The 24704-nt window shown below is 60.9% G+C and carries 21 protein-coding genes; 15 read left to right on the top strand and 6 right to left on the bottom strand.

Translation table 11 applies throughout. From position 1 onward, the window contains the following. The first annotated feature begins 40 nt into the window (after window positions 1–40). The 3 genes from AC1RR7_RS20050 (at window position 41) to AC1RR7_RS20040 (ending at window position 2860) form a co-directional block, all read left to right on the top strand. On the top strand, window positions 41–985 hold the full coding sequence (locus AC1RR7_RS20050; protein ID WP_096819176.1) for an ornithine cyclodeaminase family protein: 945 nt from the start codon (window positions 41–43) through the stop codon (window positions 983–985). A 14-nt stretch (window positions 986–999) separates the two neighbouring features. Beyond that, window positions 1000–2127 carry an NAD(P)/FAD-dependent oxidoreductase gene (locus AC1RR7_RS20045; RefSeq protein ID WP_273536100.1) on the top strand — a complete coding sequence of 376 codons (1128 nt, stop codon included), beginning with the start codon at window positions 1000–1002 and terminating at the stop codon, window positions 2125–2127. A gap of 91 nt (window positions 2128–2218) precedes the next feature. Continuing rightward, window positions 2219–2860, top strand: a complete 642-nt coding sequence (locus AC1RR7_RS20040) for a helix-turn-helix transcriptional regulator (protein WP_249485390.1) — start codon at window positions 2219–2221, stop codon at window positions 2858–2860. 37 nt (window positions 2861–2897) lie between these two features. On the opposite strand, the gene AC1RR7_RS20035 is transcribed toward AC1RR7_RS20040, so the two are convergent. The 6 genes from AC1RR7_RS20035 to AC1RR7_RS20010 all read right to left on the bottom strand — a co-directional run bounded on the left by AC1RR7_RS20035 (window position 2898) and on the right by AC1RR7_RS20010 (window position 7996). Beyond that, entirely contained in the window at window positions 2898–3674 is a 777-nt protein-coding gene (locus tag AC1RR7_RS20035) for an ABC transporter substrate-binding protein (protein WP_493158263.1), read from the bottom strand. A gap of 182 nt (window positions 3675–3856) precedes the next feature. Further along, entirely contained in the window at window positions 3857–4309 is a 453-nt protein-coding gene (gene moaE, locus AC1RR7_RS20030; RefSeq protein WP_085711692.1) for a molybdopterin synthase catalytic subunit MoaE, read from the bottom strand. A gap of 3 nt (window positions 4310–4312) precedes the next feature. Then, window positions 4313–4555, bottom strand: a complete 243-nt coding sequence (moaD, locus tag AC1RR7_RS20025; protein ID WP_096819168.1) for a molybdopterin converting factor subunit 1 — start codon at window positions 4553–4555, stop codon at window positions 4313–4315. Continuing rightward, window positions 4552–5025, bottom strand: coding sequence for a cyclic pyranopterin monophosphate synthase MoaC (moaC, locus tag AC1RR7_RS20020; RefSeq protein ID WP_007957321.1), 474 nt, complete (start codon window positions 5023–5025; stop codon window positions 4552–4554). Before moaC ends, moaD begins: the two co-directional genes overlap by 4 nt. 102 nt (window positions 5026–5127) lie before the next feature. Further along, window positions 5128–6522, bottom strand: a complete 1395-nt coding sequence (locus AC1RR7_RS20015) for a PhoH family protein (protein WP_096819166.1) — start codon at window positions 6520–6522, stop codon at window positions 5128–5130. Window positions 6523–6871: 349 nt separating this feature from the next. After that, on the bottom strand, window positions 6872–7996 hold the full coding sequence (locus AC1RR7_RS20010) for a polysaccharide deacetylase family protein (RefSeq protein WP_102619504.1): 1125 nt from the start codon (window positions 7994–7996) through the stop codon (window positions 6872–6874). Window positions 7997–8135: 139 nt separating this feature from the next. On the opposite strand from AC1RR7_RS20010, the gene yaaA reads away from it, so the two are divergent. The 12 genes from yaaA (at window position 8136) to AC1RR7_RS19950 (ending at window position 24690) form a co-directional block, all read left to right on the top strand. Continuing rightward, a complete protein-coding gene (gene yaaA / locus AC1RR7_RS20005) occupies window positions 8136–8915 on the top strand; it encodes a peroxide stress protein YaaA (RefSeq protein ID WP_192559842.1) in 780 nt (259 codons plus the stop codon). Window positions 8916–9725: 810 nt separating this feature from the next. After that, on the top strand, window positions 9726–11042 hold the full coding sequence (locus tag AC1RR7_RS20000; RefSeq protein ID WP_493158261.1) for a nucleotide sugar dehydrogenase: 1317 nt from the start codon (window positions 9726–9728) through the stop codon (window positions 11040–11042). An 83-nt stretch (window positions 11043–11125) separates the two neighbouring features. Continuing rightward, window positions 11126–12607, top strand: a complete 1482-nt coding sequence (gene alg8 / locus AC1RR7_RS19995) for a mannuronan synthase (RefSeq protein WP_493158259.1) — start codon at window positions 11126–11128, stop codon at window positions 12605–12607. A 35-nt stretch (window positions 12608–12642) separates the two neighbouring features. Next, entirely contained in the window at window positions 12643–13812 is a 1170-nt protein-coding gene (locus AC1RR7_RS19990; protein WP_102619501.1) for an alginate biosynthesis protein Alg44, read from the top strand. Window positions 13813–13821: 9 nt separating this feature from the next. Then, a complete protein-coding gene (algK, locus tag AC1RR7_RS19985; RefSeq protein ID WP_273536116.1) occupies window positions 13822–15234 on the top strand; it encodes an alginate biosynthesis TPR repeat lipoprotein AlgK in 1413 nt (470 codons plus the stop codon). Next, window positions 15231–16712, top strand: coding sequence for an alginate export family protein (locus AC1RR7_RS19980; protein WP_493158257.1), 1482 nt, complete (start codon window positions 15231–15233; stop codon window positions 16710–16712). The genes algK and AC1RR7_RS19980 overlap by 4 nt, the downstream gene beginning before the upstream one ends. A 26-nt stretch (window positions 16713–16738) precedes the next feature. Further along, window positions 16739–18325, top strand: coding sequence for a mannuronan 5-epimerase AlgG (gene algG, locus AC1RR7_RS19975; protein ID WP_493158255.1), 1587 nt, complete (start codon window positions 16739–16741; stop codon window positions 18323–18325). A gap of 10 nt (window positions 18326–18335) precedes the next feature. After that, complete coding sequence (locus tag AC1RR7_RS19970) at window positions 18336–19796, top strand: alginate O-acetyltransferase (RefSeq protein ID WP_493158254.1); 1461 nt, start codon at window positions 18336–18338, stop codon at window positions 19794–19796. Between the two features lie 8 nt (window positions 19797–19804). Beyond that, window positions 19805–20929 carry a mannuronate-specific alginate lyase gene (locus AC1RR7_RS19965; protein WP_493158252.1) on the top strand — a complete coding sequence of 375 codons (1125 nt, stop codon included), beginning with the start codon at window positions 19805–19807 and terminating at the stop codon, window positions 20927–20929. Window positions 20930–21267: 338 nt separating this feature from the next. After that, window positions 21268–22833 carry an MBOAT family O-acyltransferase gene (locus tag AC1RR7_RS19960; protein ID WP_192559835.1) on the top strand — a complete coding sequence of 522 codons (1566 nt, stop codon included), beginning with the start codon at window positions 21268–21270 and terminating at the stop codon, window positions 22831–22833. Between the two features lie 10 nt (window positions 22834–22843). Then, window positions 22844–24019 (top strand): alginate O-acetyltransferase, encoded by a 1176-nt coding sequence (locus AC1RR7_RS19955; RefSeq protein WP_493158250.1) that lies wholly within the window; start codon window positions 22844–22846, stop codon window positions 24017–24019. 14 nt (window positions 24020–24033) lie between these two features. After that, on the top strand, window positions 24034–24690 hold the full coding sequence (locus AC1RR7_RS19950; protein ID WP_102619493.1) for an alginate O-acetyltransferase AlgF: 657 nt from the start codon (window positions 24034–24036) through the stop codon (window positions 24688–24690). Window positions 24691–24704 lie beyond the last annotated feature (14 nt).

Raw genomic sequence — 24704 nt, 5'->3', positions numbered from 1 at the left:
AATGGACAAATTAGTTTATATACAGTCTCCGGAGTCCGACATGTCCAGTACGCCTTACGTGATCGACCAAACCCAGGCCCGTGAGCTTCTGGCCCGGATCGATGTGCCGCAGATCCTGCGCAAGCTGTTCCGCGATCTGGCGGCCGGGCACGCGGTGCAACCGGCGCAGCAACTGGTGGAATTCCCCCAGGGCGCCGGGGACTTCATCAACTATCTGGGCGTGCTGGCCGAAGACGGCGTGTACGGGGTCAAGACCTCGCCGTACATCGTTCGCGAACAGGGCCCGCTGGTGACGGCGTGGACGCTGCTGATGTCGATGCAGACCGGCCAGCCGCTGTTGCTCTGCGATGCTGGCGAACTGACCACCGCACGCACGGCGGCAACCACAGCTGTCGCCGTCGACGCCCTCGCCCCTTTGAAAGCCTCGCGCCTGGCGATCATCGGCAGCGGCAAGGTCGCCCAGGCGCACCTGCATTACGTCAAGACGTTGCGCGAATGGCAGAGCATCCGCGTGTACTCGCCCACCTTGAATGAAGACCCGGCAACCGCCCGCCTGCTGCAAACCCTCGATCCGCGCGTGAGCATCGCTGACAGCCGCGAAGCCGCCATTGCCGACGCAGACGTGATCATGCTCTGCACCTCGTCCGCAGGACCTGTGATCGACCCGGCAACCTTGAACAAACCGGCGCTGATCACCTCGATCAGCACCAACGCACCGCGCGCCCACGAAGTGCCGCCGCAGAGCCTCAACGACATGCAGGTGTTCTGCGACTATCGTCTGACCACACCGGGTTCGGCCGGCGAGATGCTGATCGCCACCGAACAGCATGGCTGGGACAACAGCGCGATCATCGGTGACCTCGCGGATCTGCTCAGCGAGAAAGTGCAGCGTCCGGGTTACGACCGTCACGTGTTCTTCCGCTCCATCGGTCTGGGTCTGGAAGACATCGCCCTGGCCAACGCCGTTTATCAATTGCAGCGCTGACACCGGAGATTTTCATGAGTCATGCAGATTTCATCATCATCGGCGGCGGAATTGCCGGCGCGTCCACCGGTTTCTGGCTGTCGCAACATGGCAAGGTCGTGGTGCTGGAGCGCGAATCGCACCCTGCCTATCACTCAACGGGACGTTCGGCCGCGCTGTTCACCGCCGCTTATGGAACCCCGCAGGTTCGGGCGCTGACCCAGGCCAGCCGAGCGTTTTTCGATCACCCGCCCAGCGGCTTCTGTGAACACCCGCTACTGACTCCGCGCGGCGAAATGACTGTGGATTTCACCGGTGACGCCGCCGAACTGAACAATCAATACCTCAGCGCCAAGGCCACGGTGCCGGAGATACAACTGCTCAGCGCGGAAGAAGCCTGCGTGCGGCTGCCGATCCTGCGCCGGGAAAAAGTCCACGGCGCGATCTACGACCCGACCGCCAGCGACATCGACACCGACGCTCTGCACCAAGGCTATCTGCGTGGTATCCGTCGCAACAATGGGCAAGTCCTGACCGATCGCGAAGTGCTCGGGCTTAGCCGTGATGCCGACGGCGTCTGGCAAGTGCAGACCAACGGCCAGACCTTCAGCGCGCCCATCGTGATCAACGCGGCAGGCGCCTGGGCCGACAAGATCGGTGCCCTGGCCGGCGCCCGGACGCTGGGCCTGCAACCAAAACGCCGTGCCGCGTTCATCTTCGCCGGCCCCGAAGGCGTGGACATTCACCACTGGCCGATGCTGGTCAGCCTCGACGAATCGTTCTACATGAAGCCCGACGCCGGCATGTTCCTCGGCTCGCCGGCCAACGCCGACCCCGTCGAACCGCACGACGTGCAGCCGGAAGAACTGGATATCGCCATGGGCATCTACCAGATCGAAGAAGCGACGACCCTGACCATCCGCCGCCCGACCCGTACGTGGGCCGGCCTGCGCAGCTTCGTGGCCGATGGGGATTTGTTGTCCGGGTTCGATCCGCAGGTGCCGGGGCTGTTCTGGGTCGCGGCCCAGGGCGGTTACGGCATCCAGACTTCGCCGGCGATGGGCCAGGCCAGCGCGGCGCTGGTGCGCGGTGAGTCGCTGCCCGAGCACCTCAAGCAGTTCGGTCTGTCCGCCGCCATGCTCTCCCCCGCCCGCCTGGCCTGACCGCCCCCGGATGACTCGCCCAACGGATTGCGGCACACTCGCAACGCCCCCGGACCACGGGGGCGTTGACGTTGCCTGGAGCTCCACAGTTATGACCGCCCCCGAACAATCTCCCGAGCTGAATGACGCCGCGCTGGATAACTTCCACGCCATCGCCGACGCCATCGCCACCCTGTTCTTTCCCCACGCCGAAGTGGTGTTGCATGACCTGCGCACGCAGAAGGTCGACTACATCGCCAACAACCTGTCGAAACGGGTGATCGGCGATGAATCGTCGCTGGAAGACATGCTCAGCGACGACGTCAGCGAACGGAACATCGGCCCGTACGAAAAGCTCAACTGGGACGGTCAGAAGATTCGCAGCCTGAGCACTGTGCTGCGGGACAGCGAAGGGCATCCGCTGGCGGTGCTGTGCATCAACCTGAATATTTCGCTGTTCGAGAACGCCAAGGCTGCGCTGGACCTGTTCCTCTCGCCGAGCAAGCTGATCCCGCAACCGGACTCACTGTTTCGCGATGACTGGCAAGAGCGCATCAACACCTTCCTGCATGCCTGGCTGCGCGAGCGGCAACTGAGCCTGAATCTGCTGACCCGCGACCACAAACGTGAACTGGTACTGGCGCTGCACGCCGAGGGGGCGTTCAAGGGCAAGAGCGCCTCGAACTATGTGGCCAATGTGCTGAACATGGGGCGGGCGACGGTGTACAAACACTTGAAGGAATTGAAGGGCTGAAGCCGTGCAGCCTGCAAAGGCTGCACGGTTTTCAAGATCAGTCGCCGTAGATGTCCGACTTGAAGTACTTCTCGGAAATCTTCTGGTACTCACCACTGGCACGAATGCCGTCGATGGCGGTATTCAACTGGCTGACCAGTTCGGTGTTGCCCTTGCGCACCGCGATCCCGGCGCCCTCGCCCACGTACTTCGGATCCTTCAGTTCCGGCCCGACAAACGCGTAACCCTTGCCGCGCGGCATCGACAGGAAGTCGGTCAGTGGAATGGTGTCGGCAAAAATCGCGTCGAGACGCCCGGCCGCCAAGTCCATGTAGATTTCTTCGTTGTTGCCATAGCGCTTGACGTTGATGCCCTTGGGCTCGAACACCTCGGTGGCGTAGCGATCGGTGGTGGTGGCGCGCTGCACACCGACCGTCTTGCCCTTGAGGCTGGCGTACTGGTCATCGACGTTCGCGCCTTCCTTCATCACCAGCCGCGACGAGGTGAAATAGTACTTGTGGGTGAAGTCCACCGACTTCTTGCGATCTTCGTTGATGGTCATGGACGACAGCGCCATGTCGATTTTCTTCACTTTCAGGGAAGGAATCAGACCGTCGAACTCGCCCTCGACCCACACACACTTGACCTGCATCTGCGCGCACAGAGCGTTGCCGATGTCGTAGTCGAAACCGACGATTTCACCCTGGTCGGTCTTTGAGGCGAAGGGCGGATACGCCGCTTCGATACCGATGCGCAGGGTTTTCTCGGCGGCAAACACGCTACTGCACGCCAACAGGCTCAGCGCCAGACCGGTGATGAGGGGGAATTTCTTCATGTTCGTTCTCTCGCGGGTTGTTGTTGGTTTGGCAAGACAGAAGAAAGAGCTGAAACAGGGAAAAGCTTTATTTGTACTTGTAAATCCATACTGGACTTTTACGTACATGCCGTCAATTGGACAAACGCCATCGGCGTCAGCCGATGGTCGGGAGTCGAGGGGAGATTGATTGAGGAGAGGAATTACTGCTTCCAGCGATCCGCCGCCGCATGATCGCTGTCACGACCTTCGACCCAACGCGGGCCGTCGCTGGTGTTCTCTTTCTTCCAGAACGGCGCGCGGGTTTTCAGGTAATCCATGACGAAGGCGCAGGCGTCGAACGCGGCTTGGCGGTGGGCACTGGCGGCGCCGACGAACACGATCGGCTCGCCCGGCTCCAGCGCGCCGATGCGGTGCAGCACTTCCAGCTTCAACAGTGGCCAGCGCTGTTCGGCCTCGACGGCAATCTTGCCCAGGGCCTTTTCGGTCATGCCCGGATAGTGCTCCAGAAACATTCCGGCAACATCGAGGCCATCGTTGAAGTCGCGCACGTAGCCGACAAAACTCACCACCGCCCCGACGCCGACATTGGCCGCGTGCATCGCGTTGACTTCAGCGCCGGGATCGAACGCCGTGGACTGCACACGAATCGCCATGTCTCAGCCTCCGGTCACGGTGGGGAAAAACGCCACTTCGTCGCCATCGACCACCGGTTCGTCGAGCTGACAAAGGTCTTCGTTGCGCGCGCACATCAGGTTCTGTTCGCTCAGCACCTCGGCGCCATCACGCTTGGCGAGCAACGCACGTACATCGTCGACCGTCGCGAAATCGCCCTCCACCTTCACCGAATCCACGCCCAGCGCCTCACGGTAACGGGCAAAAAACTTCACGGTCAGGTTCATGGCTGCTCCGCCTGGAAATGCCCGCTCTTGCCGCCGACTTTCTCCAGCAGACGCACGCTTTCGATGGTCATGCCGCGATCCACGGCCTTGCACATGTCGTAGATGGTCAGGGCGGCGACGCTGGCGGCGGTCAGCGCTTCCATCTCGACGCCGGTCTGCCCGGACAGTTTGCAGCGAGCCACGATGCGCACGGCGTCGTCACCTTCGGCGCTGAGTTCGACCTTGACGCCGGTCAACATCAGCGGATGGCACAAGGGAATCAGATCACTGGTTTTCTTCGCTGCCTGAATGCCGGCAATGCGCGCCACGGCGAACACGTCGCCCTTGGGATGGCCGCCGCTGACGATCATCTGCAGAGTGTCGGGCAGCATGCGCACCAGCGCTTGGGCCGTCGCCTCGCGGAACGTCACGGCTTTTTCGGTGACGTCGACCATGTTGGCGCGACCTTGGGAATCGAGATGAGTCAGCACGGGATTACTCCTGATCAGGAGCACCGATTGTAAACCTGCGGGTCAAATTTCCGCACATAAAAAACCGGGCGACTTTGCAGTCGCCCGGTTCCTTTGTAAGGGTTACAGATGCGATTCGGCGTATTCGGCCAGAATCGAACGCGGCACCCCTTGCAGGGTGATGTGCACACCGTTGGGGAAGTCTTTGAAACGTTCGGTCAGATAGGTCAGCCCGGAACTGGTCGCGGACAGGTAAGGGGTGTCGATCTGTGCCAGGTTGCCCAGGCACACCACTTTGGAACCGGCGCCGGCCCGGGTGATGATGGTTTTCATCTGGTGCGGCGTGAGGTTCTGGCATTCGTCGATCAGGATCAGGCTTTGCTGGAAGCTGCGACCGCGAATGTAGTTGAGCGATTTGAACTGCAGCGGCACTTTGCTGAGGATGTAGTCGACGCTGCCATGGGTGTTTTCGTCATCCATGTGCAAGGCTTCGAGGTTGTCGGTGATGGCCCCCAGCCAGGGCTCCATTTTTTCCGCTTCGGTGCCGGGCAGGAAGCCGATTTCCTGGTCCAGGCCCTGCACGCTGCGGGTGGCGATGATGCGGCGATAACGCTTGCTGACCATGGTCTGCTCGATCGCAGCGGCCAGCGCCAGGATGGTCTTGCCGGAACCGGCGGCGCCGGACAGGTTGACCAGATGAATGTCAGGGTCGAGCAAGGCGTACAGCGCCAGGCTCTGATAGATGTCACGCGGCTTGAGGCCCCAGGCTTCCTGATGCAGCAGCGGTTCCTGGTGCAGATCGAGAATCAGCAGCCGGTCTTCTTCAATCTCCTTGATCCAGCCGACGAACCCCTGCTCATCGATGATGAACTCGTTGATGTGCACGGCCGGCAGGTTGTCGATCAATTGCACCTGGTGCCAGGTGCGGCCATGGTCCTGACGGGTTTCGACCTTGCTCACGCGGTCCCAGAAGGAGCCGGTCATGTTGTGGTAGCCGTTGGGCAGCAGGGACACGTCGTCGACCAACTGGTCGGTGCTGTAGTCCTCGGCCGCAATCCCGCAGGCGCGCGCCTTGAGGCGCATGTTGATGTCTTTGGTGACCAGCACCACCGGTTTTTTCGGGTCGCGGGTGTGCAGATCGATCAACTGGTTGATGATTTTGTTGTCGTTCAGGTGCTCGGGCAGAATCAGGTTCGACTCCGCCTGCTTGCTCATCAGAATTGACAGCAACCCCTTCGGCCCGCTCTTTCCGCGCTGGATCGGCACCCCTTGCTCGACGTCTTCGGGCGAGGCATCGCCCAGCGTCTTGTCGATCAGCCGGATGGCCTGGCGGCATTCGGCGGCCACGCTGTGATGCCCGCTCTTGAGCTTGTCCAGCTCTTCAAGCACGGTCATCGGGATCGCGACGTGGTGTTCTTCGAAATTCAGCAGGGCGTTTGGATCGTGAATCAGTACGTTGGTATCGAGTACATAAAGGATTGGCTGGTTGGAGGAAGGGCTACGTCCGTGATCATCCATACTCGGTCACCTTTGTGGGAGCCATTCGACGCAATACCTGGACGGTGCTGCGCCTCGAAGTGACTGCCGAATCCACCTGCACAGCTTTTGTCGGGATAGCAGGTGAACCGCACACAAAATGGGTCTTGGAAGACGCCACCTGTGTTGCAGGTTTCGGCGGTCTGACTTCGTAATACTCCAAAACCCGTGACAGAAAAAAGCACTTTGACGCTTTTTTGAAGTTTATTTTGCAAAGTGACGAAAAGCCCTTGGCGGACCGCCCCGCCCCCGTTAGAGTCGGAAGTCCGCCTGCATCGAATTTTGCAAAAAATTCACCCCAAGCCCAATGTTTCCGGGCTCTCGACGCTTGTCAGCGAAAAGCGTCCTGACAGTCTTCCCAGCCGATGCCGCTTTGCGCGGTTTGCGTGATCAGCCACGGCAACGCCGTCTTCACCGCATCCTGCTTCATGTTGAAATTGATCACCCCGTGGCGCCACAACAGCATCAGGGTCAGCACCCGCTGTGCGCTCGGATTGCCCTTGAGCTTGCCGGCACCGTCCTGGGCGTCGATGTCCCACAGCGCCACTTGCAGGCCCTGATTGCGCAAGAAACTGCCGGCATCACTGCGGCGCTGCCCCTCTGGTGGACGGAACAGCGGCACGTAGTTCTCCGGCAGCTTGTTCTTCACCAGATCGCTGCTGCGGCGCACCGAGTCCTGCCAGTCCTGCCAGTGGCTGTGGGAGCGGAACTCCCAGCCCTGCACGCCCACGCAGAGTTTCGAGAATTCCGATTGCAGGTTATTCACCGAGCGATCCGCCAGCCGCGCCTGCACATCCTTGCCGAGCAAAAAGAAGGTGCCGCTCAGACTGGATTTGCGCAGGTAGTCGGCGATCCAGTCGGTATTGTCCGGCTGCAGGTTCGCAGCGCTGTCGAAACTGAGCAGGAACAATCGGTCATGCATCTCGTCGCCGTTGCGCTCGTAGTCGCCGAAATGATCGACTTCGCTGGTGGTCTGCGGCGACAGCGCCGCCTTGCGCATCAGTTCGTCCAGGTATTGCAGATGGAAGATCCGGCTCGGCTCGGCCCACTGGGTGTAATAGCTTTCGTCGCTGACCACGAACTTGGTCGCCTGCTCGCGCAGGGTCGGCAGGTCTTCGACGAGGAAGCAGAACGAGGCGTCCTGATCGCAGCTCTGTTGGGCGAAGTTGTAATTGGCGAGCAGCCGCTGCCACAGACGCTCACGCAGGCTGTTGATCGCCTCCAGATTGACCGTGCGCAGCCCCAGACGCTGGGCCAGAGCGGCCTCATCCAGCGACTCGCTGCCCAGCAGGCCCCGGGCGAACATCAGGATTTCTGCCCGCGAGGCGACGTCGAACAGGGTCGGGTTGTCGAGTTTCTCCGGCCAGGTGCTGCGATCGAGCGTGGCAATATCGCCCGGCGCCGCAACGGCCCCGAAGCTCAACAGCCACACCGTGAATAAAAGAACAATGCGCAAAGGGGTGTCTCCATAACAAAACCCGCGCGGCACTATAGCCGATCCGGCTCGCAAACCGCCGATCACCTATGGACCTGATAGCTGGAGTCATCCGCCTCAACCCCCTAGAATCGCCCCCACGATTAAAGGAGACGACTTCATGCTGATGGTGATTTCCCCCGCCAAGACTCTCGATTACGAAACACCGCCGGCGACCCAGCGCTTTACCCAGCCGCAATACCTCGACCATTCCCAGGAGCTGATCCAGCAATTGCGCGAGCTGACACCTGCGCAGATCAGCGAACTGATGCACGTCTCCGACAAGATCGGCGGCCTCAACGCCGCGCGTTTCGGCAGCTGGACACCGGCGTTCACCCCCGAGAACGCCAAACAGGCGCTGCTGGCCTTCAAGGGCGACGTCTACACCGGGCTCGACGCCCAGTCCTTCAGCGAAGCCGATTTCGATTACGCGCAACAGCACCTGCGCATGCTCTCCGGTCTCTACGGCCTGCTGCGCCCGCTCGACCTGATGCAGCCGTATCGTCTGGAAATGGGCACCAAACTGGCCAATGCCCGGGGCAAGGACTTGTACGCATTCTGGGGCACGCGCATCAGCGAATGGCTGAACGAAGCGCTGGCCGATCAGGGCGATGACGTGCTGCTGAACCTGGCCTCCAACGAGTACTTCTCGGCGGTCAAACGCTCAGCCCTGAACGCGCGGATCATCAACACCGAGTTCAAGGACCTGAAGAACGGCCAGTACAAGATCATCAGCTTCTACGCCAAGAAAGCCCGCGGCCTGATGAGTCGCTTCGTGATCCAGGAGCGCATCAACGATCCGGCCGCTCTCAAACAGTTCGATGCTCAGGGTTATCGCTACAGTGCCGAACAGTCGAAACCGGACAATCTGGTGTTTCTGCGCGACCACGCCCCGGAATAAAGCATGCTCATTGCACGACTCTTAATAGTGAGAGTCGTGCAGCTCGCACGACGTCAAAAAAACCTCCCCCCTTTTCGCCGATTTATTGGCGCCATAAAAACATCGCCTCGATTTCTATCTTTTCTTTCACTCGACAGTTGTCATTTTTTTCAGTAGTGGCACGTAAATTTTTTACCGGTAGTGGCACAAAACCATCTAACGCGATTATCTGCCTATCAATAAAGGGCGAAATCGAAAGTGCTATCAATATGAGAGCAGTGCCATCTTTCTCAATATTTCAAGAAATTTCAGATTTGGCGATGGGCGGACCGGAACTATGTCCAAATGCATAGCTCATACCACCGGTAACGATTCTCGCCGAACATGTACGAGATAACTTACGCAGAGATCAAAACCATGTAACCAAGTTGTCACAGCAACTTGCCTGAATGGATAACAACTCTGGACAACTATCGAAGGACAGGAGATACGCACCATCAATATCCCCTACAAGGCCAAGGCCGCGCCCTTATAAACGTGCTCGCCTGAGCACCCAACCGCCCGATCCACAGGCCTGCGCCTGACATCGAGCGCGCAATACGAGATTGCACAAGAGTCCTCTTGCCAGAGGATCAGCTGCATAACAGGGCACGTCACAACAATAAGGCCTGGTTGCGCACATCTTGAGTGCACTTATTTAGACACTCGAAACTTAGTATGCCTGCACACGGCATTGTGGCGCCTGCAAGTCACACTTTCGAGTGCACTAAGACCGCTGAACACCATTAACTCCGGCCCTTTAACGGCCTGATATATACAGAGGTAATTGCGATGCGCATCAGCATATTTGGTTTGGGTTACGTCGGCGCAGTGTGTGCCGGTTGCCTGTCTGCACGGGGCCATGACGTGGTTGGCGTCGATGTTGCCAAAGACAAGATCGATATGATCAACGCGGGCAAATCCCCCATTGTCGAACCGGGCCTGGGCGAGTTGCTGGCGAAAGGAATCGAGACCGGTCGTCTGCGCGGCACGACCAACTTCGCCGAGGCGATTCGTGACACCGATTTGTCGATGATTTGCGTCGGCACGCCGAGCAAGAAGAACGGCGACCTGGAACTGAACTACATCGAAGCCGTGTGCCGCGAGATCGGTTTTGTCCTGCGTGAAAAATCCACCCGCCACACCATCGTCGTGCGCAGCACCGTGCTGCCGGGCACCGTGGCCAACGTGGTGATCCCGATCCTCGAAGACTGCTCCGGCAAGAAGGCCGGCGTTGATTTCGGTGTAGCCGTGAACCCTGAGTTCCTGCGTGAATCCACCGCGATCGCCGACTACGACCTGCCACCGATGACCGTCATCGGCGAATTCGACAAGGCTTCGGGTGACGTTCTGCAATCGCTGTACGAAGAACTCGACGCGCCGATCATCCGCAAGGACATCGCCGTCGCCGAGATGATCAAGTACACCTGCAACGTCTGGCACGCGACCAAAGTGACCTTCGCCAACGAGATCGGCAACATCGCCAAAGCGGTGGGCGTCGATGGCCGTGAAGTGATGGACGTGGTCTGCCAGGACAAGACCCTCAACCTGTCCCAGTACTACATGCGCCCGGGCTTCGCCTTCGGCGGTTCGTGCCTGCCGAAAGACGTGCGCGCCCTGACCTACCGCGCCGGTTCCCTGGACGTCGAAGCGCCGCTGCTCAACTCGCTGATGCGCAGCAACGAATCGCAAGTGCAGAACGCCTTCGACATCGTTGAAAGCCACGACAAACGCAAAGTCGCCCTGCTCGGCCTGAGCTTCAAGGCCGGCACCGATGACCTGCGCGAAAGCCCGCTGGTGGAACTGGCCGAAATGCTGATCGGCAAGGGTTACGACCTGAGCATCTACGACAGCAACGTCCAGTACGCCCGTGTCCACGGCGCGAACAAGGATTACATCGAGTCGAAGATCCCCCACGTGTCGTCCCTGCTCAATGCGGACTTCGATTCGGTGATCGACAACTCCGACGTGATCATCCTCGGCAACCGCGACGAGAAGTTCCGCGCGCTGGCCCAGCAGGCACCGCACGGCAAACAGGTCATCGACCTGGTCGGCTTCATGGCCAAAGCCACCGATGCCGGCACCCGCACCGAAGGCATCTGCTGGTAACGCAGCAGCAAGCCTCGAGCTTCAAGCCGCACGCCGTGAATCGGCAGGCGGCTTGAAGCCCCCATCACCTTCGGATGACGGTCATGTCCAAGCTCAAACATTTTTTTCTGCAATCCGCCGGCTGGCTTTTGTTTCTGAGCCTGCTGATGGGCCTGGCCCTGATGCTGCCCACGTCCACGTTCGACTCCGAGTCGAAGGACTTCATTTTCCTGATTGGCGCCGTGGGTATCTGGCGCTACTCGATGGGTGCCACGCACTTTGTGCGCGGCATGATTTTTCTCTACATCGTCTACCCGCACCTGCGCCGCAAGGTTCGCAAGCTGGGTAAGGCGGCGGACCCGTCGCATGTGTTTCTGATGGTCACCAGCTTCCGTATCGACGCGTTGACCACCGCGCAGGTCTACAGCTCGGTGATCCGCGAAGCCATCGACTGCGAACTGCCGACCACCGTGGTCTGCTCCATCGTCGAAATGTCCGATGAGCTGCTGGTCAAGGCGCTGTGGGCGCGAATGAATCCGCCAGAGCGGGTGAAGCTCGACTTCGTGCGCATTCCCGGCACCGGCAAGCGCGACGGCCTGGCTTATGGTTTCCGCGCGATCTCCCGTCACCTGCCGGACGACCGTGCCGTGGTCGCCGTGATCGACGGCGACACCGTGCTCGGCGAAGGCACCGTGCGCAAGACCGTGCCGTGGTTCCAACTGTTCGGCAACGTCGGCGGCCTGACCACCAACGAATTCTGCGAAGTGCGCGGCGGCTACATCATGAGCGAGTGGCACAAACTGCGCTTCGCCCAGCGCCACATCAACATGTGCTCGATGGCCCTGTCCAAGCGCGTGCTGACCATGACCGGCCGGATGTCGGTGTTCCGCGCCACCGTGGTCACCAACCCGGAATTTATCGCCGACGTTGAAAGCGACTCACTGCAACACTGGCGTCTGGGCCGTTTCAAGTTCTTGACTGGCGACGACAAGTCGAGCTGGTTCAGCCTGATGCGTCTGGGCTACGACACCTTCTACGTGCCGGATGCCGCGATCAACACCGTTGAACATCCGCCGGAAAAGAGCTTCATCAAGGCCAGTCGCAAACTGATGTTCCGCTGGTACGGCAACAACCTGCGGCAGAACTCCCGGGCTCTGGGCCTGGGCGTGAAACGCCTCGGCGCCTTCACCTCGGTGGTGCTGTTCGACCAGCGCGTGTCGATGTGGACCTCGCTGCTCGGACTGACCGTGGCGCTCATCGCCAGCTTCAAATACGGCGGCGCGTTCATCCTCGCGTACCTGCTGTGGATCGGCATCACCCGCCTGATTCTGACGCTGCTGCTGTCCTGCTCCGGCCACCGCATCGGCCCGGCGTACCCGGTGATTCTCTATTACAACCAGATCGTCGGTGCGCTGGTGAAGATCTACGTGTTCTTCCGCCTCGACCAACAATCCTGGACTCGCCAGCCCACTTCCCTGACCCGTGACCTCGCCAGCTTTCAACGTTGGTTCAACACCTGGTCGTCTCGGACCATGACCTTCTCCGCCGGCAGCATTTTCGTCGCCGTGCTGCTGATGATGGTCTGACCCGCCCCTCTTGAATTAACAAGGAAATCGCCCCTATGAATACCGCCGTCAACGCCAACGTAGTGCATGAATCCGAAGCCCAGCGTCAGCACGCCCGGGTGAAAATCCCGGCTAAGCTGCGGTTCTTCGGTCCCGACCGGACACCGGTCGAAGCACGGGTCATCGACCTGTCTGCCGGTGGTCTGGCGTTCAATGCCGGTCAGTTGCCGCTGACGATTGGCGAGGTGCGCAAGGCGCGCCTGCAATTCGTCATCGACAACCTCGGCATCGCCATGGACGTTGAACTGCAAGTGCGCTCCTACGACCGCCAGACCGGTCGCGCCGGCTGCCAGTTCCAGAACCTCGAACCGCAGGACATCTCGACCCTGCGCCACCTGATCACTTCGCACTTGGCCGGCGACATCGTCAGCATCGGCGAAGTGCTGGCAACCCTGCAGCGCGACAACTTCACCAAGGCGCGCAAGGTCAAGGACGGCGGCCACGGCATGACCCCGTTCGGGCGCCTGAAAGCCGTGACCTTCAGCGCCGGCATTTTCGCGATCGGCCTCGTGGCAGCGGGTTTCGTCTTCAAATCGGTGTACAGCATGTATTTCGTCAGCCACGCACAGGCCGGTCTGGTCAGCGTGCCGGGCATGAACATCACCATGCCGCGCGACGGCACCGTACAGAGCCTGGTGAAATCCGACGGCGTCGCCGCCAAAGGCGCACCGCTGGCGACATTCAGCACCAGCATGCTCGACGTGCTCAAGGGACATCTGGACGAAGACCAGTTGCAACCGGCCAAGGTTGAAGAACTGTTCGGCAAGCAGATGACCGGCACCCTCACCTCGCCTTGCGATTGCACCGTGGCCCAGCAACTGGTGGCTGACGGTCAGTACGCGAGCAAAGGCGATGTGATCTTCTCGCTGGTGCCGCGTAACACCCAGGCCACCGTCGATGCACGCTTCTCCTATCGCCAGTTCGGCGACGTGCGCCCGGGCACCCCGGTGAGCTTCCAGATCGCCGGCGAAGACAAGACCCGCACCGGCAAGATCGTCAGCAGCACCAGCCTGAAAAGCGCCGACCTGTCCTCCGACATCCGTGTGCAGATCCAGCCTGACGAGCCGCTGGACAGCAGCTTCGCCGGCCGCCCGGTGGAAGTGAACAGCGACCGTGGTCCGAACCTGAACTGGCTGATCGACAAAGCCATGGCTGCCGGTCTTTAAGTCGAGGACATGCCTATGACGAGCCCTATCAGAATCCCGCCGGCCCCGCTGAGCCTGGCCATGGCCATGGCAATCGCCCTGGCCGGTTGCGCCGGCCTGCCCGACCAGCGTCTGGCCAACGAAGCGCTCAAGCGCGGTGACACCGCGACCGCCGCGCAGAACTACCGTGCACTGGCCGACCTGGGTTACAGCGAAGCTCAGGTCGGGTTGGCCGACATTCAGGTCGACAGCCGTGACCCCGCGCAGATCAAACAGGCTGAGGCGACCTACCGCGCAGCGGCCGATGTTTCGCCGCGCGCCCAGGCGCGTCTCGGTCGCTTGCTGGTGGCCAAGCCCGGCGCCACCGAGGCCGAGCATCAGGAAGCCGAAACCCTGCTGAAGAAAGCCGCCGCCAACGGCGAAGGCAACACGCTGATCCCGCTGGCGATGCTGTACCTGCAATACCCGCACAGCTTCCCGAACATCAACGCCCAGCAGCAGATCGACCAGTGGCGCAAATCCGGCTACCCGGAAGCCGGCCTGGCGCAGGTGCTGCTGTATCGCACCCAGGGTACTTACGACCAGCATCTGGATGAAGTGGAAAAGATCTGCAAGGCCGCGCTCAACACCACCGACATCTGCTACGTCGAACTGGCCACGGTCTATCAGAAACGTGGCGCGCCGGAGCAACAGGCCGAGCTGATCAAACAACTGCAGGCTGCTCACAGCCGTGGCAGCGTCAGCGCCCAGCGCGTGGATTCCGTTGCCCGTGTGCTCGCCGATTCGACCCTGGGCAAGACCGACGAAAAAACCGCACAGTCGCTGCTCGAGCCGATCGCTCCGGGCTACCCGGCGTCGTGGGTCACTCTTGCGCAATTGCTCTACGACTTCCCGGAACTCGGCGACACCGACCAGATGATGAAGTACCTGGACAACGGCCGCGCCGCCGACCAGCCGCGCGCCGAACTGTTGCTGGGCAAGCTCTACTACGAAGGCAAACTGGTGCCGGCCGACGCCAAAGTCGCCGAGGAACATTTCCAGAAAGCCGTCGGCCGCGAAGTCGCCGCCGATTACTACCTCGGCCAGATCTACCGCCGTGGCTACCTCGGCAAGGTCTATCCGCAGAAGGCCCTCGACCATCTGCTGACCGCTGCGCGCAACGGCCAGAACAGTGCCGACTTCGCCATCGCCCAGCTGTTCTCCCAAGGCAAGGGCACCAAACCCGACCCACTCAACGCCTACGTATTCAGCCAGTTGGCCAAGGCGCAGAACACCCCGCAAGCCGATGAGCTGGCGACCACCCTCGCGGCGCAATTGCCGCCCGAGCGCCTGGCCGAAGCCCAGCGTCTGTTGCAGCAGGAACAGGCCAGCCGAGGCGCCCTGAACCAGAACACGCTGCAACTGCACGCCCTGCAAGAAGAAGACGGCGAGGAAAAATTATGAAGCTGAATCCATTCGTGAAGGCCGGCCTTGGCCTTTCGTTCGCGCTGATCTGGTCTTGCCCGACACTGGCCGCGATCACTGAAACCAAGAACTTCGGCCTCGAAGTGAAAATCACCGGCCAATCCGAAGACGACCGCGACCTTGGCACTGCCAAGGGTGGCGACGTCAACGGCGTCGGCCTCGACCTGCGCCCGTGGGTCTACGGCGAAAGTGGTGCGTGGAGCGCCTACGCCATGGGTCAGGCGGTCGCCTCGAGCGACATCATCGAAACCGACACCCTGCAGCAGTCCGACGGTGCCGAAAACACCGACAGCGGTGATCGCAAGACCAAGAAGAACTACCTGGCGATGCGCGAGTTCTGGGTCGGCTACAGCGGCTTCACGCCCTACCCCGGCGAGATCCTCAAGTTCGGTCGCCAGCGCCTGCGCAACGACGACGGCCAGTGGCGCGACACCAACATCGAAGCGCTGAACTGGACCTTCGACACCACCCTGCTGCGCGCCAACGCCGGTGTTGCCGAACGCTTCAGCGAATACCGCACCGACCTCAAAGAGCTGGCGCCGAAAGACAAGGACCGCCTGCACGCCTACGCCGACGCCTCCTACCAGTGGACGCCGGGCAACTGGGTCGGCATCCGTGGTCACCACACCCATGATGACGGCAAGCTCGATTACGCCGAACCGGGTGTGCCCCGCGACACCCTCGACAAAACCCAGAACGGGGACATCAGCTGGCTCGGCCTGACCGCCGACAGCGACGCGTACAACTGGCGCAACACCAACACCGTCAACTACTGGGGCAGCATCACCGGCATGAGCGGCGACCGCGACACGGTCAACCCGCTGAACGCCGATGGCAGCCGTCCGGCACAAGCCAAGCGCAGTGAAGACATCAACGGCTGGGCCACCGACATCGGCGTGCGTCTGCGCCTCGATCCGCAGTGGCAGGTCGGTGCGGCGTATGCCCGTGCCAGCGCCGATTACCAACAGAACGGCCTGGAAAGCAACCGCTCGAACTACACCGGTACTCGCTCCCGCGTTCACCGTTTCGGCGAAGCGTTCCGTGGCGAAATGAACAACATGCAGACCGCCACGCTGTTCGGTTCGTGGATGCTCAACGACCAGTACGACGCCAGTCTGATCTACCACAAGTTCTGGCGTGTGGACGGCAACAAACCGGTGGGCAGCAACGGCATCAACGCCGTGGAAAACAACACCGACGACGTCACCGGCGCGATCCTTTCCAGCACCTCCCTGCCACTGGACGATGGCAAGAAAGACCTCGGCCAGGAAATGGATCTGGTGGTCACCAAGTACTTCAAGCAAGGCCTGCTGCCAGCGGCGCTGAGCCAGTCAATCGACGAGCCTGCGGCGCTGGTGCGCTTTCGTGGCGGCGTGTTCAAGCCGGGTGATGCCTATGGCAGCCAGGTCGATTCGTACATGCACCGCGCGTTCATCGACGTGATCTGGCGCTTCTGATGCAAACCGCGAAGGGAGTGCCCGACATGAACAACCCAAGGAAAGGCTCGCTCAGCCTGTTGGCCGGCGCCCTGCTGCTGGCCTCGGCTGGGGCCTTCGCCAACGTTGAGCCGGCGGCCCCTCAACAAGGCAAACCTGTGACCACGGCGAAAGAGCTGCAACAGGCCAAGACCTACACCGTCAGCAGCGCCCCGACCGAAGCGCTGGAACTGGCCAAGCCGAAATTGCCCGACCTCTCCGGTTTCACCGCCGAAGCCGCTGCCGCGAAAATCGTGCGCAGCAAACCGGGCAAGATCAGCGTGCGCCGGATGATGCAGGAAGACGCCCTGAAGGACTTCATCGGCGGCGACAACAAGATGGCCGAATGGGTGGTGCGTCAGCACGGCATCCCACAGGCGATCTTCGTCGACGACGGCTACCTGAACCTGAAAGAGCTGGCGCAGAAACTGCCCAAGCAGTATTTCAGCGAAACCTCGCCGGGCGTGTACCTGGCGAAGTTGCCGATCGTGGTCGGCCGCAAAGGCATCCTCGAAATCGATGGCCAGACCCAGGAATTGCGCCTGTCCCAGGAGGCCGGTTCGTTCCTGGTCAACGACGGTCAGTTGTTCGTGCGTGATACCAGGATCACTGGCTGGCGCGAGAAGGAAAACGGCCCGGCGACGTTCCGTTCGCCGAAGGAATTCCGCCCGTTCCTGCTGGCCTGGGGTGGCACCGAGACCTATATCGTCAACAGCAAGATGGCCAGCTTCGGCTACGCCAACAGTAAGTCCTACGGCGTGAGTATTTCCCAGTACACGCCGAACATGGCCAAGGTGCTCAAGCGTCCCGAGCCGACCGGCTGGATCGTCGGCTCCGAGTTCTCGGACATGTGGTACGGCTTCTACTGCTACGAGACCCGCGACTTCGTGGTCAAGGGCAACACCTACAAGGACAACATCGTCTACGGCATCGACCCCCACGACCGTTCCCACGGTCTGATCATTGCCGAGAACACGGTGTACGGCACGAAGAAGAAGCACGGGATCATCATTTCCCGTGAGGTGAACGACAGCTTCATCTTCAACAACAAGAGTTTCGACAACCACCTCTCGGGCCTGGTGATCGACCGTAACAGCGTAAACAACATCATTGCCTACAACGAGATCTACAAGAACCACACCGACGGCATCACCCTCTACGAGTCCGCCGACAACCTGCTGTGGGGCAACAAGGTCATCAGCAACAAGCGCCACGGCATCCGCATTCGTAACAGCGTGAACATCCGCCTCTACGAAAACGTCGCCATGGCCAACGGCCTGACCGGCGTCTACGGCCACATCAAGGACCTGACCGACACCGACCGTGACATCAAGCTCGACCCGTTCGACGCTCAGGTTTCGCTGATCGTGGTCGGCGGTGAGCTGGCCGCCAACGGCAGCGGCCCGCTGTCGATCGATTCGCCCTTGAGTGTCGAGCTGTATCGCGTGTCGATGCTGGCGCCGACCAAATCCAGCGGCATCAGCTTCAACGGCATCCTTGGCGAGCGTCAGGATGAAATTCTCGACCTGCTGGTGCGCCAGCAGAAAGCCGTGCTGATCGACCCTGTCGAACGCCAGACCGAAATGCGGGACTGAGGACAATTTTATGCACCCACACCTGATCAAGTTACTCAGCCTGTCGGCCCTGACCGTGGGCATTCTGGCGGCCAGCAATGGTGCGCGCGCCGATGAAACTGCCGGCGCCACACCGCCGAAGTTCAGCGCCGAACCGTGCTGCAACCTGTGCCCGGCGGCGCATGACGCGAAGAACTACACCACCCGTTACCAGCAGAACTTCACCACCCTGGTGCAGGCCCAGGGCGACTGGTTGTTCCGGACCCAGGAAGATTTGCGCACCGAGTTCAACACCACCCCGGCCGGCTACAAGCGCCTGCAACAGCTGCACGATGCGTTCAAGGCCAAAGGTGTCGAACTGGTGATTGTCTACCAGCCCACCCGTGGTCTGGTGAACCGCAACAAGCTCAACCCGCAGGAAAAAGCCGCGTTCGATTACGAGAAAGCGCTGGGCAACTACAAGACCATGCTCGGCCGTTTCGCGCAGATGGGTTACGTGGTGCCGGACCTGTCACCGTTGACCAACGAATCGCTGCCCGACACCCTGCCCGCTCACGATTTCTACTTCCGTGGCGACCAGCACTGGACGCCGTACGGCGCGCAACGCACGGCGAAAATCGTCGCCGAGAAGGTCAAGCAGATCCCGGCCTTCGCCGATATTCCCAAGCGTGAATTCGAAACCAAACGCTCCGGGCGCATGGGCAAGACCGGCACCCTGCACAACATGGCCGGGCAACTGTGCGGCACCAGTTACGCGATCCAGTACATGGACCAGTTCACCACCGAGCCGAAAGGCGAGGCCGGTGACGGCGACCTGTTCGGCGATTCCGGCAATCCGCAGATCACCCTTGTGGGTACTTCGCACAGCGGCAAGAACTACAACTTCGCCGGGTTCCTCGAAGAAGCCATCGGCGCCGACATCCTCAACGTCGCCTTCCCCGGCGGCGGTCTGGAAGGCTCGATGTTGCAGTACCTGGGCAGCGACGAATTCCAGAAGACGCCGCCGAAGATTCTCATCTGGGAATTCTCGCCGCTGTACCGCCTCGACCAGGAAACCATCTACCGCCAGATGATGGCGCTGCTGGATAACGGTTGCGAAGGCAAGGAAACCCAAATCTCCGCCAGCACCACACTCAAGCCTGGCGGCAAACAGGAACTGCTGGTCAACAGCAAGAACCTGAACCTGCAGAACAGCAGCCATCAGGTCGACATCCGCTTCGCCGACCCCTCGGTGAAAAAACTGCAAGCCACCCTCTGGTACATGAACGGTCGCCACGAGGACATCAAGATCGAGAAACCGGAAACCTCCGACACCGACGGTCGTTTCGCTTTTGAGTTGCGCACGGACGAAGACTGGGCATCGCAGAATCTGCTGGCCGTCGAAGTCCAGGGCCCGGATGCGGGCACCGCGCCACAGAAAGTCGAAGCGAAAATCTGCAAACGCAACGTATTCCCGGGCGCTGGGCAACAAACCGCTCAGGTCGGGCAATGAGGTCTGCTATGCGAAATCCGAAACTCAAGAATCTGTTGGCCCCCACACTGCTGAGCCTGGCGATGTTCGCCGGGGCCACTCAGGCCGCCGCGCCATTGCGTCCGCCTCAGGGCTATTTTGCGCCTGTGGATAAATTCAAGACCGGCGACAAGAGTGAAGGCTGCGATGCGATGCCGGCACCGTACACTGGCCCGCTGCAATTTCGCAGCAAATACGAAGGCTCGGACAAGGCCCGCGCGACGCTGAACGTGCAGTCGGAAAAAGCCTTTCGCGACACCACCAAAGACATCACCACGCTGGAACGCGGCACCGCCAAACGGGTGATGCAGTTCATGCGCGACGGTCGTCCGGAACAGCTCGACTGCACACTGAACTGGCTGGCTACTTGGGCTCGGGCGGATGCATTGATGTCGAAAGACTTCAACCACACCGGCAAGTCGATGCGCAAATGGGCGCTGGGCAGCATGGCCTCTTCGTACATTCGCCTGAAGTTCTCCGACTCCCATCCGCTGGCCCAGCATCAGCAGGAAGCGCAGTTGATCGAAGCCTGGTTCAGCAAGATGGCCGATCAGGTGGTCAGCGACTGGGACAACCTGCCACTGGAAAAAACCAACAACCACTCGTACTGGGCCGCCTGGTCGGTGATGGCGACGTCCATCGCCACCAACCGCCGCGACCTGTTCGATTGGGCGGTCAAGGAATACAAGGTCGGCGCCAATCAGATCGACGCCGACGGCTACCTGCCGAACGAACTCAAGCGCCAGCAACGCGCCCTCGCCTACCACAACTACGCCCTGCCGCCGCTGGCGATGATCGCCAGTTTTGCGCAGGTCAACGGTGTCGACTTGCGTCAGGAAAACAACGGCGCGCTGAAACGCCTGGGTGATCGGGTGCTGGCCGGGGTGAAAGATCCCGAGGACTTCGAGAAGAAGAATGGCAAGGAACAGGACATGACCGATCTGAAAGAGGACATGAAATTCGCCTGGCTTGAGCCGTTCTGCACCCTCTACACCTGCTCGCCGGATGTGATCGAGAAGAAGCACGGGATGCAACCGTTCAAGACGTTTCGGCTTGGGGGCGACCTGACCAAGGTTTATGACCCGTCCCACGAAAAGGGCAACAAGGGGTCTTGAGAAGCCAAAAGCAAAAGCCCCTCACCCTAACCCTCTCCCGGAGGGAGAGGGGACTGATCGAGGTGGCTGTGCTAGCTGCACCGAAATGACATACCGAGTCGTTCTCAGGTTTTGAAAACAACCGAGATCAGGCTGCATAGAAATACCAATTCGATCTCCATTTTTGAAAACCATGGAGATCAGGCTCCCTCTCCCTCCGGGAGAGGGCGGGGGGTGAGGGCTGCGGTCGCTAGGCCACCCACAGCCTTCGAAGAAACACCGTTTCACCCCTCCAGCACCACGGGGGGTTTGGGGGGGCTTTGGCCCTTGACTGTTGGTTCAAACATGGAGAGATCGGGATGGTATTTTCATCCAACGTGTTCCTGTTTCTGTTCTTGCCGATCTTTCTCGGCTTGTACTACCTGAGCGGGCAACGCTATCGCAATCTGCTGCTGCTGATCGCCAGCTACGTGTTCTACGCGTGGTGGCGGGTGGACTTCCTGGCGCTGTTCGCTGGCGTCACCCTGTGGAACTACTGGATCGGCCTGAAAGTCGGCGCCGCCGGTGTGCGGACCCAACCGGCCCAGCGCTGGCTGCTGCTCGGCGTGGCGGTGGATCTGTGCATCCTCGGCTACTTCAAGTACGCCAACTTCGGCGTCGACAGCATCAACGCAATGATGACGTCGGTCGGTCTCGAGCCGTTCATCCTGACCCACGTACTGCTGCCGATCGGTATCTCGTTCTACATCTTCGAGTCGATCAGCTACATCATCGACGTCTACCGCGGCGACACCCCGGCCACCCGCAACCTGATCGACTTCGCGGCGTTCGTAGCGATCTTCCCGCACCTGATCGCTGGTCCGGTTCTGCGCTTCCGCGACCTGGCCGACCAGTTCAACAACCGCACCCACACCCTCGACAAGTTCTCCGAGGGCTGCACACGGTTCATGCAGGGTTTCATCAAGAAAGTCTTCATCGCCGACACCCTCGCCGTGGTGGCCGACCATTGCTTCGCCCTGCAAAACCCGACCACGGGCGATGCCTGGCTCGGCGCGCTGGCTTACACCGCGCAGCTGTATTTCGACTTCTCCGGCTACAGCGACATGGCCATCGGCCTGGGCCTGATGATGGGTTTCCGTTTCATGGAAAACTTCAAGCAGCCTTACATCAGCCAGTCGATCACCGAGTTCTGGCGCCGCTGGCACATCAGCCTGTCGACCTGGTTGCGTGACTACCTCTACATCACCCTCGGCGGCAACCGCAAAGGCACGCTGATGACCTATCGCAACCTGTTCCTGACCATGCTGCTCGGTGGTCTGTGGCACGGCGCGAACATCACCTACATCGTCTGGGGTGCGTGGCACGGCATGTGGCTGGCGATCGAGAAAATGCTCGGCCTCAACACCTCGCCGCGCAGCCTCAATCCGATCCGCTGGGCGCTGACCTTCCTGCTGGTGGTCATGGGCTGGGTGATCTTCCGCGCCGAGAACCTGCACGTTGCCGGTCGCATGTACGGTGCGATGTTCAGCTTCGGCGACTGGTCGCTGTCGGAACTCAACCAGGCCAGCCTCACCGGTCTGCAAGTCGCGACTCTGGTGGTGGCTTACGTGACCCTGGCGTTCTTCGGCCTGCGTGATCTGTACACCCATCAGCCTCCGGCCAAGACCAAACCTGTAGTGAACGTCGAAAGCGACGGCCCTGCCGGCGCACAACCGGGTCTGATCAAGGCTGCTCCGGGAGAAAACCCGGCCAGCATCCACGAACCTGGCTACACCGTCGGCGTCGACGCCCAGGTGCAACCGGCGTACTGGACGGCGGACTGGTCGCGCTACGTGATGCGCGGGCTGATCCTGCTGCTGTTCATCGCCTCGATTCTCAAACTCTCGGCGCAAAGCTTCTCGCCGTTCCTTTACTTCCAGTTCTGAGGGATCTGACATGACCCGCTCATTACGCATCTTCTACATCGCGCTGTTTCTGGTGACCCTGCTGGTGCTCGGTCTGTGGTCGGTGCGCAGCTTCTTTGGCTTCAGCACCAATGCCGACGCGACGGTGCTCAACGGCCGCTGGACCAAAGCCGTGGAAACCCACTACGACGATGAATTCCCGATCAAGCGTCTGGGCACCAACCTCTGGGCCGCGCTGGATTTCAAACTGTTCAACGAAGGTCGTCCGGGCGTGGTGCTCGGTCGCGATCAGTGGTTGTACAGCGATGAGGAATTCAACCCGATCGTCAACGAAGAGCTGAACCTGCAAGGCAACTACGCGCTGGTCGAAGGCGTGCGCCAGACCCTGAAGGAGAAAGGCGTGAAACTGGTGATGGCGATCGTGCCGGCCAAGGTTCGCCTGTACCCGGAACACCTGGGTGAAGTGAAACCGGCGAGCATCCACGCCAACCTCTATCAGGACTTCCACGCCCGTGTCGCGGCGGACAGGATCCTCGCCCCGGACCTGCTCGGCCCGCTGCAAAAGGCCAAGCAGAACGGTCAGCAAGTGTTCCTGCGCACCGACACCCACTGGACCCCGGAAGGCGCGGAAATCGCCGCCAACACCCTGGCCAAGACCATCGCCGACAAGTTCCCGCTCAGCGGCGAGCCGCAGCGTTTCGTCACCACGCCTGCCGAGAAGGTCACGCACAAGGGCGACCTGCGTCTGTTCCTGCCGCTGGATCCGCTGTTCGAAAACCTGATGCCGGCGCAAGAGCCGCTGCAAAAGCGCAACACCGTGGCCGCCGCCGAGCAGCCTGCCGGTGACGACGCGCTGTTCGCCAACAGCGAAGTGCCGGTCGCGCTGATCGGCACCAGCTACAGCGCCAACCCCAACTGGAACTTCGTCGGTGCGCTCAAGCAAGCGCTGCACAGCGACGTCGTCAACTACGCCGAGGACGGCCACGGCCCGATCCTGCCGATGCTCAGCTACCTGAAAAGCGATGACTTCAAGAACAGCCCGCCACAGGTGCTGATCTGGGAGTTTCCCGAACGATATCTGCCTGTGAACAACGAAATCGGCGACGCCGACCCGCAGTGGGTCGCAGAGCTTAAACAAGCCGGCGCGCGCCAACAAAACGTAGCAATCAACACTAAATCCGAGACGCCCGATCGGGCGCAAAACTGAAAGAGAGGTACACCATGACTTTCACTACAACTCCTCGTCGTCTCGCTAAACGCTTCGCACTGGTCGCTGGCCTCAGCGTGCTGTCGGTCCAGGCGTTTGCCGGTGGCGACGCTGCACTGTACGGCCCGACCGCACCGAAAGGCTCAACCTTCGTGCGCATCTACAACGCCAGCAACGCTGAAGTCAGCGCCACCGTCGGCAGCACCAACCTTGCCGACGTCGCGCCGCTGGCCAGCAGCGACTTCAGCTTCATGCCGGGCGGCGACTACAGCGCCAAGGTCGGCAGCCAGACCCTGCCGGTGAAACTCGCCGGTGATCACTACTACACCCTGGTCAACAACGCTTCCGGCGCGCCGCAACTGATCGAAGAACCGCCGTTCAAGAACAAGCAGAAATCCCTGGTGCGCGTGCAGAACCTCAGCGACAAGCCGCTGACCCTGAAGACCGCCGACGGCAAGACCGACGTGGTGCCGAACGTGGCCGCCAAGGGCCGTGGCGAGCGTGAAATCAACCCGGTGAAAGTCAGCCTCGCGCTGTACGAAGGCGACAAGAAAGTCGGCGACGTGAAACCGGTTGCGCTGGAACGCGGTGAAGCCGCAGTGCTGTACGTCACCGGCAACGGCAGCAACCTGTCGCCAGTCTGGGTGAAACGCCCGGTATCGACCCGCTAAGCACATGAAACCGG

The sequence above is a fragment of the Pseudomonas sp. GW821-FHT11G12 genome, assembly GCF_058808055.1.
This window is presented reverse-complemented; position numbering and strand designations above follow the sequence as displayed.